12 protein-coding genes and 2 pseudogenes are annotated in these 15,592 nt (G+C 38.9%); 5 read left to right on the forward strand and 9 right to left on the reverse strand.

The features are described 5' to 3' along the window. The gene (gene proC, locus A2003_RS10940; protein WP_286687356.1) at window positions 1–840 is read left to right on the forward strand and encodes a pyrroline-5-carboxylate reductase; all 840 of its coding nucleotides are present in this window, start codon (window positions 1–3) and stop codon (window positions 838–840) included. A gap of 16 nt (window positions 841–856) precedes the next feature. Next, window positions 857–1,426, forward strand: coding sequence for a YggT family protein (locus A2003_RS10945; protein ID WP_004906765.1), 570 nt, complete (start codon window positions 857–859; stop codon window positions 1,424–1,426). 58 nt (window positions 1,427–1,484) lie between these two features. On the opposite strand, the gene polA is transcribed toward A2003_RS10945, so the two are convergent. Next, complete coding sequence (gene polA / locus A2003_RS10950; RefSeq protein WP_286687357.1) at window positions 1,485–4,250, reverse strand: DNA polymerase I; 2,766 nt, start codon at window positions 4,248–4,250, stop codon at window positions 1,485–1,487. A 187-nt stretch (window positions 4,251–4,437) separates the two neighbouring features. Between polA and A2003_RS15080 the strand changes: the two are divergent. Together A2003_RS15080 and A2003_RS10955 are read left to right on the forward strand one after the other, a co-directional pair. After that, window positions 4,438–4,812 (forward strand): annotated as a pseudogene (locus tag A2003_RS15080) (DUF2339 domain-containing protein); the annotation flags it as partial. Window positions 4,813–5,040: 228 nt separating this feature from the next. Then, window positions 5,041–7,341, forward strand: a pseudogene (locus tag A2003_RS10955) (DUF2339 domain-containing protein); the annotation flags it as partial. Here A2003_RS10955 and A2003_RS10960 read toward each other — a convergent pair. Together A2003_RS10960 and A2003_RS10965 are read right to left on the reverse strand one after the other, a co-directional pair. Continuing rightward, complete coding sequence (locus A2003_RS10960) at window positions 7,334–8,251, reverse strand: mechanosensitive ion channel family protein (protein WP_004906771.1); 918 nt, start codon at window positions 8,249–8,251, stop codon at window positions 7,334–7,336. The pseudogene A2003_RS10955 and the gene A2003_RS10960 sit on opposite strands and share 8 nt — an antisense overlap. 9 nt (window positions 8,252–8,260) lie before the next feature. Further along, window positions 8,261–9,082, reverse strand: a complete 822-nt coding sequence (locus A2003_RS10965; protein ID WP_004906776.1) for a DUF432 domain-containing protein — start codon at window positions 9,080–9,082, stop codon at window positions 8,261–8,263. 94 nt (window positions 9,083–9,176) lie between these two features. Here A2003_RS10965 and gspE point away from each other — a divergent pair, with 94 nt between their 5' ends. Beyond that, complete coding sequence (gene gspE / locus A2003_RS10970; protein ID WP_004955732.1) at window positions 9,177–10,667, forward strand: type II secretion system ATPase GspE; 1,491 nt, start codon at window positions 9,177–9,179, stop codon at window positions 10,665–10,667. 58 nt (window positions 10,668–10,725) lie between these two features. Here the strand turns inward: gspE and A2003_RS10975 are convergent, their stop codons facing one another. The 6 genes from A2003_RS10975 to A2003_RS11000 form a co-directional block, all read right to left on the reverse strand. Then, a complete protein-coding gene (locus tag A2003_RS10975) occupies window positions 10,726–11,157 on the reverse strand; it encodes an organic hydroperoxide resistance protein (protein ID WP_286687359.1) in 432 nt (143 codons plus the stop codon). A gap of 165 nt (window positions 11,158–11,322) precedes the next feature. Continuing rightward, window positions 11,323–11,685, reverse strand: coding sequence for a DUF4951 domain-containing protein (locus tag A2003_RS10980; protein WP_286687360.1), 363 nt, complete (start codon window positions 11,683–11,685; stop codon window positions 11,323–11,325). A gap of 175 nt (window positions 11,686–11,860) precedes the next feature. Further along, window positions 11,861–12,685 (reverse strand): carbon-nitrogen hydrolase family protein, encoded by an 825-nt coding sequence (locus A2003_RS10985; protein ID WP_004955736.1) that lies wholly within the window; start codon window positions 12,683–12,685, stop codon window positions 11,861–11,863. Between the two features lie 23 nt (window positions 12,686–12,708). Continuing rightward, entirely contained in the window at window positions 12,709–13,230 is a 522-nt protein-coding gene (gene gigB, locus A2003_RS10990; protein ID WP_004906790.1) for an anti-anti-sigma factor GigB, read from the reverse strand. 102 nt (window positions 13,231–13,332) lie between these two features. Further along, window positions 13,333–14,301, reverse strand: coding sequence for an RsbU family protein phosphatase GigA (gene gigA, locus A2003_RS10995; RefSeq protein WP_286687362.1), 969 nt, complete (start codon window positions 14,299–14,301; stop codon window positions 13,333–13,335). Between the two features lie 129 nt (window positions 14,302–14,430). Further along, window positions 14,431–15,315, reverse strand: coding sequence for an MlaA family lipoprotein (locus A2003_RS11000; RefSeq protein WP_286687361.1), 885 nt, complete (start codon window positions 15,313–15,315; stop codon window positions 14,431–14,433). Between the last annotated feature and the right edge of the window lie 277 nt (window positions 15,316–15,592).

The following is a 15,592-nucleotide window of genomic DNA, read 5'->3' on the forward strand; positions in this document are numbered from 1 at the left end:
ATGGCGACAGCATTGAATCAAAACATCTGTTTTATTGGCGGCGGTAACATGGCTCAGGCCTTGATCGGAGGATTACTTTCTCGTGGGCTGCCAACAACACGAATTACAGTTTCAGATCCAGTAGAACAAATTCGTCAAATATTAGAAGAAAAAGGAATTCAAACAACCACGGACAATGTTGAAGCAATTCAAAATGCAGATGTGGTCGTACTGGCGGTTAAGCCTCAAGTGTTAGCTACGGTTTTACAACCTTTAAAAGGTTTGCTATCCGATAAGCTGGTTATTTCCATTATTGCAGGCGCAGAAATTCAAACAATTTCAGAGCTGATTGGTGGAAGCCAGCGTATTGTGCGTGTAATGCCAAATACACCTGCTTTAGTACAAACAGGTGCGCACGGTATTTATGCTTCAGAAGCTGTTAATGCTCAAGATCGTAAGTTAACGAATCAAATTTTAGCTGCAACAGGTTTGACGATTTGGGTCGATAGCGAAGCTCAAATTGATGCTGTAACAGCGGTATCAGGTTCGGGACCTGCATATTTTTTCTATCTAATGGAAAGTATGATTCGAGCAGGAAAGAATTTGGGCTTAGATGAGAAAGTTGCAACAGCACTAACGTTGCAAACAGCATTGGGTGCAGCCCAAATGGCAATTACCAGCTCTAACTCACCATCAGAATTGCGTAAAAATGTGACATCTCCAAATGGTACGACTCAAGCTGCATTAGAGGTATTTGATCGTGCGCAGATTTCACAAAATATTCAAGCAGCGCTTGCGGCAGCTCAGAAACGTAGTCAAGAGCTTGCACAAGAGTTAAGTGAAAAGACTAAATCAGTTTAAGTAGGATAAGACAAGTATGGGTGCAAGTTCTGCGCTAATTTTTGGTGTTTTGATCAATGTCGCAATTTTATTGGTCTTTTTCCGTTTTTTAATGCAATTGGCAGCGGTTAGCCCTTATAACCCAGTTGTACTTTCAACTGTTAAAGCGACCAAAATTGTAGATATCCTAAGCCGTAGTTTGCCAACCGTAGGCAAAGGGCGCGTCAATTTGGCGGCAATTGCTTTATTGATTGTGCTTTATTTGTTGAAAATTTTCGGGTTGATGTATCTATCAGGGCAGATGCCCCATAGTGCTGTCTATCTTGTAATTACGACATTCGTGACGATGATTCAGGATTTGATTCGTTTCTGTCGCTACTTGATTTTTGCAACGATTATTTTGAGTTGGGTGGTGATGTTTACACAGTCACGCTCACCATATATCGAAGTTATTCAGGAACTCGCAGAACCTTTACTTGCGCCTTTCCGTCGTTTACTACCAAATATGGGGATGATTGATTTGTCACCAATTTTGGCTTTCTTGGCGTTGTATATTGCTGAGATTTTGATGAATGAAGCTGCAAAAGTTCTGTTGACTGGTCTTTGATCCGTTTGAAAATAAAAAAAGGATTGTGTCAACACAATCCTTTTTTTATATCTACAAATTAGTGTGCGGCATCCCAGTTTAGACCTTGTCCAACTTCCACCACAAAAGGTACGGAAATTTCTAATACAGACTGCATCACATCAGCAATTTGTTTTGAAAGTTCATCTGCAATTGACACATCAGCTTCAAAAACCAATTCATCGTGCACTTGCAGTAAAAGTTTAGCTTGATCTTTAGGCAAAATTTTATCAACGGCAATCATTGCAAGTTTGATGATATCTGCTGCACTTCCTTGTAAGGGGGCATTAATCGCCGCTCGTTCAGCTGCTTGCTTGATCATTTTATTTGTTGCCAAAATATCAGGTGTGTATAGACGACGACCTAAAATGGTTTCTACAAAACCTTGCTCACGAGCAATCTGACGTGTACGTTCCATATAATCCAATACACCAGGATAACGTTGGAAATAACGTGCAATATAGCTACGTGATTCTTCACGGGTGAAACCAAGTTGACGGGTTAAGCCGAACTCAGACATGCCGTAAAGCAACCCGAAGTTAACCGCTTTAGCTTGGCGACGTTGATCATTGGTTACGTCTTCAATAGCGATTCCCAATACTTCAGAGGCAGTACGACGATGAACATCCTGACCTTGTTGAAAAGCGTGTACTAGAGCATCATCTTGAGAAAAATGAGCCATTAAGCGCAGTTCAATCTGTGAATAGTCGGCTGCAAGTAGGACACGACCTTCGGGAGCGATAAATGCTTTGCGAATTTGGCGACCAATTGGTGTACGAATCGGGATGTTTTGCAGATTAGGATCAGTAGAAGATAAACGCCCTGTCGCAGTTAAAGCTTGATGATAGCTAGTATGTACACGATGGGTTGCATCATGTGATTGCTCAACTAATCGATCAGTATATGTATTTTTGAGTTTTGCCAAGCCGCGATGTTCTAAAATCACTTCCGCTAAAGGATGTTCGATTTTTTCAAGAATACTTTCACTGGTGCTGTATTGTCCCGTGGCAGTTTTCTTACCGCCTTTAATTCCCAACTTATCAAATAGAACCTCTCCGACCTGTTTAGGCGAGGCAATATTAAACGTTTCACCTGCAAGCTCAGTTGCTTGATTCTCTAATGTTTGCATGGTGTCGGAGAATTCTACACTGAGCTGATCTAAGAATTTATGATCAAGCTTGATTCCATCTTCTTCCATGCCTGTCAGTACTCGTGCAACAGGCATCTCAATATTGTGGAGAATATTAACAAGTTCAGGATGGCTTTTTAGTTTTGAAGAAAGTACTTCATACAAACGATAAGTGACGTGTGCATCCTCGGCTGCATAATGTGCTGCAACTTCGAGTTCAATCTGATTAAAGGTTTTTTGCTTAGCGCCTTTACCTGCAATTTGTTCGAAAGTAGTTGTCAGGTGGCTGAGATAAACACGTGCTACATCATCCATACCATGACGAGTTGCAGCAGCATTCAAAACATAGGACGCGAGCATAGTATCGAAGTACCAGCCTTGGATTGTGATACCGTGATTGGCAAAGATATGAGCATCATATTTTAAGTGATGACCAATTTTCTTGACTTGCTCATTTTCTAAAATTGGTTTGATTTGTGCTAAAACTTGTTCCCGATTGAGTTGTTCAGGAGCACCTTCATAATCATGAGCCAGAGGAACATAGTAAGCTTCATTGGCATCAAATGCGATTGAGAATCCAACCAGTTCAGCCACTCGATAGTCTAAGTTGGTGGTCTCTGTATCAATTGCAAAATGATCCGCTTGTTGCATACGTTGCAACAATAGCTCCCAGTCAGCTTGCTCTAGTACAGTATGATAAGTCGCTTCACCTAATTGATCATCTTGGCTTGAAAGATTTGCATGATCTTCTACCGCTATAGATTCTGTTTTTTGTTCGGCTTTGACAATACTTTGAGAGGTCTGTTGATAGACAGGCGTATTTGGATTATTAGGATGATCCAAAGATTGTAATTGGTTACGGAACTCAAGTTCTGTGTATAAGTGACGAAGTTGTTCGGTGTTCGGTTGACTCAATTTTAGATCATGCCAATCTAAAGCGAGATCGAGGTCACAGACGATACTTGCCAACTGGTGGTCAATTTTAATATTGTCTAAATTATCTTTGATATTCTGACTGAGTTTACCTTTGAGTTGATCCACGTTCGCAATAATATTATTGAGAGAACCATATTCTGTTAATAGTTTTGCCGCAGTCTTTGCGCCTACTCCTGGAACACCCATGATGCCATCGGATGCATCGCCCATGAGCGTAAGATAATCAATAATTTGATGAGGGTGTACGCCAAATTTCTCTAATACACCAGCCTCATCAAGCACACGTTCTTTAAAACTATCTTCAAGTTTGACATGTGGATTAACAAGTTGAGCCATATCCTTATCACCTGTCGAGATTAAGACATGATGACCTTCTGATAATGCTCGTTTTGTTAAGGTCCCAATAATATCATCCGCCTCTGCGCCAGGAAGGCTATATAACGGGATGCCGAGAGCTTTGATTAGGGCATGTAAATAAGGAATTTGTTCAGATAACTCCTCTGGCATGCTTGGACGATCACCCTTATATATGGGTGATAATTTATGGCGGAAAGTTGGTTCTGGAGTATCAAAAATAACAGCCATATGTGTTGGCTGGGTACGACGCATTAATTTTTGAATCGCCGAAATAGCACCACGAATTGCATTAGTATGTAGGCCAGTAGACGTCGTTAATGGCGGTAAAGCGTGAAAAGCACGAAATAGAAAATAAGACCCGTCAACCAAGACAAAAGGTGGCATTGCGCAAATCCTTATTATGAACTGCGAGCTATTTTACGTGAAAAAGCAGTCCATGTCCTTGTTAGGCGGAACGATGATGACGATCTATGTCGTTTAAAAATTGCAGTTATTTGTATGTAAAAATGACGGTTTATAGACTGATCAAGTAAGATACGATTAATAAAGCTGTAATCATTGATATAAGTCTATGTATAAAAAAGATAAACAGGGAATCGTGATTGTTTTAGTTGTGCTGACAGTATTACTAGCATCAGCGATTGCATTTAAATGGCAAGGCACTATTGTTGCTTCTGCGATTGGTTTAACTGTTGCTATTGTGCACATTCTTTCAGAAATTCACACTCGATTACGTCAACTTGAATATGATGCTCCAAGTTATTTTGCTCAATCAGCTACAATTGGTGCTCAGAAGATCGTGATTTATAGTGCTGCATTAGTCGCACTTTTTGCCTATGCAAATACATGGATGTGGTTGGCAGGCGGTGCATTGTTAGCGTTGTTACTTTGTCTTATTCAGACGATCAGTAGCTTTCAAACGCGGTTATTGCATTTAGAACAATATGGAAAAACAGACGTCCAAAATGATTTAAATAGTGTTTCTGCTCATATCAACAATGATTTAAATAGTGTTTCTGCTCATATCAACCAAGCTAATCAATTATCAACACCTAATCATTCTGTCTCTGAAAGTCAGGTGCAACATCCAGCTACATGGATGCAAGCAGAATCTTCATCATCAAACGAATACTCATTAACTCAGCCATCTCAGAAGCAATTATCGACATCATCTCAAACTGCATGGTGGCAACCTATCTTGCAATGGATGATTCATGGCAATCCAATTTTACGAATTGCTGTCGCTGTATTGATGGTTGGCGTCGTATTATTATTACGTTTCGCAAGTGAGCATTGGCAGTTAAGTTTAGGTGTAAAGCTTAGTTTTATTGCCCTTACAGGTACTGTGATCACAATCGCAGGATACTGGTTGCAACGAAAAAATCAGCTTTTTGCTGTTGCATTGCAGGGCGTCGGTCTTGCTATTGTGTTCCTCACATTGATTTTCTCACATCACTTTGCAGTGATTGCGAGTTTAAAAACAGCCAGTTTATTCTTTGTAATTTTATTATCAGTCACTGTTTATCTGAGTTTAAAACAACAGGCATTATATTTGGCCATGCTAGCGCTGACGATGGCTTATATTGCACCACTTGTCATACCTCAATCACATCCTGACGTGATTTTCTTATTTGGCTATTATTTTGTGATTAACCTTGCTGTTGCAGCCGTTAACTTTATTCAACCTTGGAAAATTCTGCATCAGATTGCCTTTTTTGCCACGCTCTTTATTGGTGGGGCTATGATTGGGCTTTATGGAGAGACTCAACAGTTCGACACCTTAGATTTAATTTTATGGTTGCATATCGGTTTGTTTATTTGGCTAAGTATTCGTTATAGCCAATTGATGCTGCGGGTACGTGATGAGGATTTATCAATAGAGAATAAAGCGAATCAAAAGGAACAGCGATTACAACCAATTTTAGATGTAGGTTTGATTTTTAGTGTTCCTGTATTGGGTTTCTCTCTACATGCTTATCTGATGCACAACTCTACTCAAGCACTGACTTGGGGTGCAGTTGCACTTGCGATTATTTATGGTGCTTTAAATATTTGGATTAAACAAAGGCATCCGCAGCTTTCTATTTTGGCTAAAAGCTTCTTTATTCTTGCAGTGGTATTTACGGCTTTGATATTTCCATTGGCAAAAGGAGCACATTGGACATCAACAGGTTGGGTCATTCAAGGAACAGCATTGATCGTTTGGGGGGTGACCGAGCGTTATCGTCTTAGTCGATATATCGGGGTTGCCTTAGTGCTATTGAGTTCTGTGGCACTTATTTTCCAAGTTTGGTCAAATGATGACTTCCCAATTTTGAGTACAGTGATTTTTGCACTTGCGCAATTCATATCAGCTTTCTATTTATTGCACTATCAAGAGGTCGAAAAATATTTTAGTGCGCGGATGCTAAGCGGTATTTTTTTAGCACTTGGTATGTATGCAGGATCAATTGCTGCGATAGAGTTTATGCATTGGCAAAATCAAGGCATGAATCCTTATTTGGCAATCGCAGCCGTTTTGTTGTTGTTATTTAGTTTTATGGTTCAGCTTAAGTCCAAAATCGAATGGGTTAATGTACAACTTATCTTGATCAGTGGATTACTTTTCTTAATTTATGGCGTAAGTTTTGCGGAGAATGTTTACTCCACAGGTGATTGGTTTACACCTCTAAGCCAATTTAGCGCCCTGACGACTACACTTGTGCTGACTATTTTGCTCATCAAGATGAAATCTTTCTCTTCATCGCTATATTCTTTGATCTGGTCTGCTTTACTTTGGTTAAGTTTAGCGGGTATTGGTATTACACTTTTTCCCAATATTGCTGTTATTGCATTGGCTGTTTTTCCTGCAATATACGCTGGCTGGTTATTTTTATCAAAAAATATGCTTTTATTGGATCAACAACCAGTGTGGGGGCTAACCTTATTTTGGTTACTTTTAATTTGTTTAGATTCATATTCTGCAACTCATTTTTATGTGCTTCCTTTATTTAACTTAACTGATTTTCTCTCTTTACTAATGTTTATTGGTTTGATCTGGGTGATTTATCATCATCATTTTGACGATGAGCATTCAGTAGAATGGGGATTTAAAGTCTCAACGATTTTAGTCGGTTTACTTGTATTAAGTAGCATCGTTGTACGCGCTATGCATCATTATGTTGGAACACCATTATGGGGGATAGAAATTTGGCGGAATGGCAATGTACAACTAAGTTTGACCTTATTATGGGTGATTTTAGCTTTTATTCTTATGACCTTTTCAAGCCGTCGTCATATTCGACAAATTTGGTTTGTTGGGGCTGCGTTGTTGGGGATCGTTGTGTTTAAGTTATTGTTATTAGATTTATCGCAAAGTGGTACTTTGACACGTGTTATTTCGTTTATTGGTTCAGGTGCAGTCATGCTTGTAATTGCATATCTTGCACCTTTACCACCTGCCCAAGAACAGTCTAAAGAATCTTCATCTATCTAACTTTATCTTCTTTTTTGAGCTCTTTTTGATGGGCATATTGATCGACCTCATCATCTTCTAAAGGGATGGGGCGATCAATTAAACCCATTTTAGGTACAGGGATTTCAATTTCATTTTCAAGGAAACCATTACGAACCCTTTCTTGCATTTCATCTCGGACTTTTAATGCATTTTCCTGACGACACCATACTGCAAACAACAGCTCAATTGAGGATTCACGAAATGCAGTTACTGTTACGGTTGGTTTAGGATCATCCATAACCAGTGGATATTTAGATGCAACATCCAATAGTACCTGTCTTACTTTAATAATGTCTTCGTGAAAATTAATCGCTAAGGTAATCGGAATACGCCGTATCGGGTATTTGGATAAATTCATGACAGGGGTGCGAATGAGCTGCTCATTTGGAAGCCGAATGTAGACATTGTCGAGCGTCAGAAGTTTGACCGATAAAAGATCGATAGAGATCACTTCACCTTCAATGGTTTGTCCTCGAATCAACGTAATCTGTATTGTATCGCCGACTTCAAAAGAACCTTCACCGATTAAGAATAGACCGCTGATTAAGTTTGTCGCTGAGGTTTGAGAGGCGAAACCTAGAGCAACAGTTAGTATCCCTGCTGCACCCAAGAAGACACTGAGTTTAAATCCAGCTTCTCTTAAACTGGTCATGATGAAGAGTAGGAAAATAAAGTAAAAAATACCTCTTCGCCATAACAGTCGTTGATGTGCATTAAACCGACTACCAATGGTGCGGATAAAGGTATTAGAAACTAGACGTGCAATTACAAAGCCGATTAAACATAAAATTAGGGCTACAGCAATTTCACTTAGTCTTTCAAAATTAATATTGGTAAATATGCTGGTGAAGCTAGATGCGACATCTTTTGGAATATTGGTATCAGCCATAGCAACTCCTTAAAAGAATGAATCAAACATATTAAATAAGTTGCTTCCAGGCGCACGTGGAGGATGTACGTAAATGACTTCACCTGCCTGAGTTGGTGTTTTGTTTTCAATACGAATACGTGCAGGATGTTCTGAACCCTCATAATACACCTTGATTTGAGACGTCCAGAGACGACCTGTGCCTTCACTATAGAATAAAGGTAGGGCAGGAACAGGAACATTCATACGATCAAATCGCAGTTGATGCTGACTTGTGTTATGAAACTCGATAGGTGTAACAGCTCTAAAGGCACGTGGCTTTAATAGATTTAGGTCAGTTCGTCCATCTACAGATGTTGCATAACAAATTTCACCATGCTGAGGATCTTTACCAAACCATGTGTCTTTCGGCTGAATCACAGGAATATCAAACAAAGGTTCACTTAAACCATCTACTAAGCCTGCAATCCATAACGGAGTACTGATATACAGCGTTCCGCGTTGACCAGCAGGAATATAAATCGGATCAACAGGTTTAATAACAACAGAGCGATCTGCCAAACGTGGCATTAAATGAAATGAGCTATTGGTTTTGTGAAACATATAGCGTTCAATTTTTGCAGGTTGAGGCATTGCAAATTCTGTATCAGACAAAACATGCCATTGTTGCTCGTAATCATGCTGACATTGTGGTCGATGATATTCTAAACGCCATTCTTTGATGCCTCTCGTTAGGCGAAAGAGCAGTGAACCAAATTGCCAAGCTTTGGCTTGTTGAATTTCAAATTGTTGTTCACCCCACCATCTCAATGTGTCAGAGTGAGGTGCTTTATATGGATTATTTTGAGACAAGGTGCAAAATTCCTTTGTGAGTATGCTAAACAGACTTCACGCTGTAATCTCCTTAGAGTACACTCAACTCTTCCTTTCATCATTATAAATTGTGATGCAAATACTTAAACAAATACAAATTCCATATAGTTTCGCCAAAAGGCATGGCGTTTTATTGCGCTATGAAGGCGATCAAGTTTTTATTGTACGACGCAAGGACACAGCGCGAATTGCATTACAAGAAGCACGTCGAATTTTGGGGAAAGCTGCGCATGATCAATTGTGTACAGATCAAGAGTTTCATGCACTACTCAGTTCCAGTTATGCAGGTGATACAGGTGAATCTCAGCAAGTTGCCGCTGGTTTAGAGGATCATCCTGATTTATTAAGTTTGGCTGATCAGGTGCCTGAAGCTGAAGATTTGATGGATCAAGAAGATGATGCACCTATTGTTCGTCTGATTAATGCGTTGTTATCCGAAGCGATTCGTGTCGGCGCATCTGATATTCATATTGAAGCATTTGAAAAAAAGTTGTCTGTTCGTTTACGTGTAGATGGTCAATTGCGAGAAATTGTTCAACCACGCCGTGAATTAGCTCCTTTGCTGGTCTCACGTATTAAAGTTATGGCAAAGTTGGACATTGCTGAAAAACGGATTCCACAAGATGGTCGTATTTCTTTGCGTTTAGCAGGACGTGAGGTCGATGTTCGGGTTTCTACTTTACCGTCATCTCATGGTGAGCGCGTGGTGATGCGTTTACTTGATAAGCAGGCGGGTCGTTTGAACATGACACACCTTGGCTTGATGCAAAATGATTATGAACGTTTAACTCAATTGGTTCATCGTCCACATGGCATCATTTTGGTCACTGGTCCAACGGGTTCAGGTAAAACGACAACCTTATATGCAGCCTTATCTGACTTGAATGATAATACGCGCAATATTTTGACGGCCGAAGATCCAATTGAATACCAACTAGAAGGGATTGGGCAGACACAGGTCAATACGAAAGTTGATATGACATTTGCTCGTGCGCTTAAGGCTATGTTGCGTCAAGATCCTGATGTTGTTATGGTGGGTGAGATTCGTGATCTTGAAACGGCAGAAATTGCGGTACAAGCTTCACTAACTGGTCACCTCGTTTTATCTACGTTACATACCAATACTGCAATTGGTGCGGTAACTCGTTTAAAAGATATGGGGATTGAACCATTCTTGCTTTCAAGTTCATTGATTGGTGTAATTGCACAGCGTTTAGTTCGAACATTATGTCCACATTGCGTAACTTGGCGAAAAGCAGATGATTTTGAACGACAGGTGTTTCAGCATCTCAAGGTAGATGAACACATGGAATTACCAGAACCACATGGTTGCGAGAAATGTTCACATGTTGGTTTTAGTGGGCGAACAGCGATTTATGAAATTGTACCAGTCGATGAGTCGATGCGTCGATTAATTCATGGTAATGCAGCCGAATATGAGTTGGAAAATCATGCTCGCCGTCATGCCGCATCGATTCGTGATGATGGCTTATTAAAAGTCTTGGCTGGTAAAACCACTTTAGAAGAAGTGCTACGTGTTACAAACGAAGCAGCTGAAGAATAATTTTCTATTCTTAATGAAAAACAGCATGATCAATCATGCTGTTTTTTTATTTTATATATCAATTTGTTACTATATTGAAATTCACATCAATATTGTTGCGTGTTGCATTTGAATACGGACATACGATGTGTGCTGCTGCTACAAGTTCCTCAGCCTCAGTTTGATCCATACCGATTAAATAGATATTCAAAGTCACTTCAATACCGAAGCCATTTGGAATCGGGCCAATACCAACTTCACCCTCAATATAAGCATCTGGAGTAATCTTTAATTTATCTCGGTTTGCTACAAACTTCATGGCACCTAAAAAACATGCAGAATAGCCTGCAGCAAAAAGTTGTTCTGGATTGGTTACTTCACCACCAGGACCGCCCATTTCTTTAGGTACGCCTAATTTAACATCTAAAACACCATCAGAAGATGTCGCACGACCATCACGACCACCTGTTGCTTTAGCTTTTGCTCGATAAACTACTTTTTCTAATGACATATTGAATAATCCTAGCTGACACAGTTTGGTATTATTCAATCCTGCATAAATGGATGATGAAAGCAAAGGAGAAAACGGTAAATTTAATGACGGCTTTGGTAAAGAAGTAAAAGATAAAATATCAAATTGAAAAGAGTATCTATCTATCAAATAGATGCAGCAAATCTACCAAAGCTCGATGATTTTTTTCATCAATTTTGCTCTAAAACGTGCGGTTGGATTATTTATATCATTTTGAGATTGTTGTTCATAAAAACTATGCCAAGCTTTAATCATATCTTGAGTAACACCTTTCTGTTTGATGATCACCACATCTTCACGCTCGATGTTATCTAGTCTTTGTCGAGCACCTTCAGCACCAGTCCCCCAACCAATAATCCAAAGACCAAAACTATTAAATGATAAATTTGATGGTGTAGGTAAGTGCTGAATGTCATTTGTTACTTCAACAGCATTAGCATAACTTGGTACCACATTAATGAATGTAGTTGCCCCTATAATCAACAAAATAGAAAAAAGTCTAAACATGGATACAGCTTAATTGGTGTTAAGAAAGAATTTTACAATAATCAAACTACATAAATATTATGGTTTGTTTGACTATCCTAAATTATGTTTATTAAATCATGAACCTAGGTGTGGAGGGGAGATAAAGCGTGACTAAAAAATTCAAAAACTAAAATTTCAATAATTAAAGTGAGACTTAGTAGGCAATTATTTTTCGATGTTGCATAAGTGGCATAGATAAGCGAATATTTTCTTGTTCAGCTTGATCGAAATCAGCGCTAATTAAACCATGCCCTTCGTAGTCGATTATTTGTAAAAGTTGTCCACGACTATTGGTTATACCCGAATGACCCCATGTTTGACGTTTTTCACCATGCCAACCCTGTTGTGCAGCACCTAATACAAAACATTGACTGTCCATAGCTCGTGCTTGTAGTAACAATTGCCAGTGCATTTGACCTGTTGTGTAAGTAAAAGCAGCAGGAGCAGATAAAATGTTTGCACCTTGTTGGCGTAAGGTTAGTGCGAGTTCTGGAAAGCGAAGATCATAACAAACCATTAATCCAATATGACCAAATGGAGTTTTTGCAACAACGACTTGATCACCTGGTTCAAAGAATTTTGATTCTTGATAGCCACCAACAGCATCACCAACTTGAACATCAAACAAATGGATTTTGTCATAACGAGCCTCAGTACCTTCAGGACTAATACATAAGCTTACGGTTCTGACGCGTCCATCAGTAATGACTGATCCATCTGGGCGAAAAGGGCACGGTAAAGTGCCAGCGATAATCCATATTTGATATCGGTGTGATAATTGTTCTAAACGTTGCTGAATGGTTTCAAATTGATTTGCAGTCTCACGTTGTTTTCCTGCAGCAAAACAAACAAAGTTTTCAGGAAAAACGATTAATTCGCCACCCTGAGCCTTACTTTGTTGAATTAATGACTCGATGACAAGGAAATTAGATTCAATGTCATCTTGTGAATTCATTTGAGCAACAGAAAGTAAGGTCATAAGTGTGCAGACTTAGTTATGAATTAAGCATTTTGTTGGTGTGTATCAAGATTTAGACAATCTTGCTCTTTTTGCAATTGCTTCACTAATGGTTCAAACATATTTTGATTGTTTTCATTCAAACGCATTAATGTTTTGTGTGCTTCTAATACAGTGTTGAGCATGGCGCTGTGAGTAACATGTTCTTCAGTTAGCTCAAGCGTGCAAACATTAGGATCACCACAGTAATTTAAAATCACAAAGACCTGACCCAAACCCATGCTATTGGCTAGAGTTGTAATATCTGGATTGGTTGACAGCATTACTGCTTGGATATGATGAACTTGTTTGAGTTTTAAGCCCAACTTTGCAAGTACACCTAATACAGTACTATCAATGAACGTTGTTTCAGTTAAATCAACGATTGCACCAACAACATTTTGCTGCTGTTCAATTTTGTTGAGTAATTTGTCTAGACTTATACAAGAATGTGCACGCACTTCGCCAATAAGCTTGAAAATATGCGTTCCGTTCAAACTTGCATATTCAACATGACCTGTTGACATATAAATGCCATTTTCAGAGAAAGGATATAAAATTATCCCATAGTGATATGGTAGACACAAGTGGTTGCATAGTTCTTTGTTTTTAAGTTATTGATAATTAAATTAATTCATTCGACATATGCTGAGTATAGCGATGTCATCTGCAACGTGTTCAGGAGCTTGGAATGAATTATTCTGAAGATGATCAACCAATTGGTTGAACTGATCATTCAAACCACCATCAAAGGGTTCAAGAGCACCATCTGAACATAAAATAAAACGTGCGTCAGGATTTAATTTACAAATGTGTTCTTCAACATCTAAATCCTCAGTGAGTCCCAAAGGGAAACTACTGGTTGTAAGAATTTGAGGTGCTTGATTAGGTTCAAAGATAATTGGAGGTGGGTAGTGCCCTGCACTAGACCATGTAATTTCATGAGTTTGTAGATTTAGAATACCTGCCACCATGGTGATATGTTTTTCAATATTCTCTTGAACTAACATTGCATTCAGTTTTTGAATGAGCTGGCGAGGCGTCTTGGAACGACCATGGAAAGCTGCCATCCATGAGGTTAGTAAACTACTTGTAACACCATGACCTGAAACATCAGCTAAATAAAACAGCACTTCATATTCATTGAGTTTCCAATAATCATACCAATCACCTGATAAATAGGCCGAAGGTTGAAAAAAAGACTCAACTTCATAATTGGGTAGAGTTATTGGGTTCGGTAGTAAACGTTTCTGTAATGCTGCTGCTGAAGGAAGATCACGGCTATCTTGATTTCGTTTGTATTGCGCATCAATTTTGAATAAAGCATGTATTGGATTTTTGGGTAAATTGTTCCAAATCCAACCGGCTAAAGCACCCATTTCCCAAGCTTGGGCTAATGCAGCACCTTCATCTTCAAATGCTAATACGATCGTCGGGAGCTTCCATTGATATTTCAAAAAGTCCTGCACATCGGCAATTGCAATGATTGTTTGATCATATAAGTCTAAATCATCAGCTTGAATGATCTGTAGACTGGGTAGCTCATTCAGAGCTTGATCTAAACAAGGTATTGAGCGCGATGGTTGAATGAAATACATAGATGAATAGCCGATCCTTTGTATGATCATTTTTTAATTCATCATAGATGAAATATGATGGAAAACATAGTATTACTCACATTTAAAATAGAGAGTAATACTTATGTCTATAAATATAGAAATACGAATTTACTGATTATCCGAAGATTCTTCACTATCTTCACTATCATCTACAAATGATACATCTGCAGAGTCGCCATGTTTTTCAGCAATTTGGAAAGCCTTTCTTTGTAGATAGAAATCTCGAATCATTGCATATTTATCGCCTTTTAAGCTTTCTTCAATATCCAAAACTTGAGCACGAGCATCTATAGCTTGTAACACATTTGTAGACCAATAAATTCCTTGTTGGTCGTCGAGCATATATTTTTGTGGGCGACCATAACGATCGATAGCTAAACCAAACCCATCACGAAAAGTACTAGGTCCGAAAAAAGGAAGCATTACATAAGGACCAGACGGGACGCCGTAATAGCCTAAAGTCACACCAAAGCTTTCCTCTTCGGTTGGTAATCCTAAACGACGTGCTGGGTCAGCAAAACCTAAGGTTGTTAAAGTATTTAAAGTAAAGCGTCCTAATGTTTTTGCTGCGCGAGATGGACGCCCTTGTATAAGTTGGTTGACGGCATTCCACGGCTCACCGAGGTTTTTGCGAAATTGACGGTAAGGACTTCGTACAGGTTCTGGTACTTTTTCAACGTATTGGATAGCTACTGGCTTAAGTACATATCGGTCTAATGTATCGTTGAAGGCAAAGATTTGGCGATTTAATGTTTGTAGAGGATCTTTAACCGCATCAGGTTGCGCTGCATTAGCGTTTACTTTCAAATCATCCTTGGTTATTTTTTTTAAATCTTTAATTGCTTGCAGAGTTGATGTTTTTTGTTGTGTATTTAATTGGTTTTCAATTGATTCAGTTACGACTGGGGATTGCTCAGATACATCTTGAGCTATTGCTGTATTAAATGCTCCAGCAGTTAACAACCCAAGCAAGAAAAAAATTGAGTAATGCATATAAGTCCTTAATCGCAGTCAGAGCGAAATTACAGTCATTAAAATGAATGCGCTAATTAAACGCAAAACATAGATAAAGTAAGTACAATTTATTTGTTCTACTATTATTAAAGCAAATTCGATCGAAAAATATAAGAAATATTGTGAATTTGGTTTAAAAATGTTCACTTGAAATAAAATCCTATTGAAGGGTGTTGCAACCATACTGAAATGCTGTAGAATGCACATCCATCGGCGGTGATGAGGATAAAAACTTGTTGAGAAACAAGGATTTGGC

It is taken from the genome of Acinetobacter sp. GWC1_38_13 (genome assembly GCF_001767535.1).
Taxonomy (GTDB): domain Bacteria; phylum Pseudomonadota; class Gammaproteobacteria; order Pseudomonadales; family Moraxellaceae; genus Acinetobacter; species Acinetobacter junii.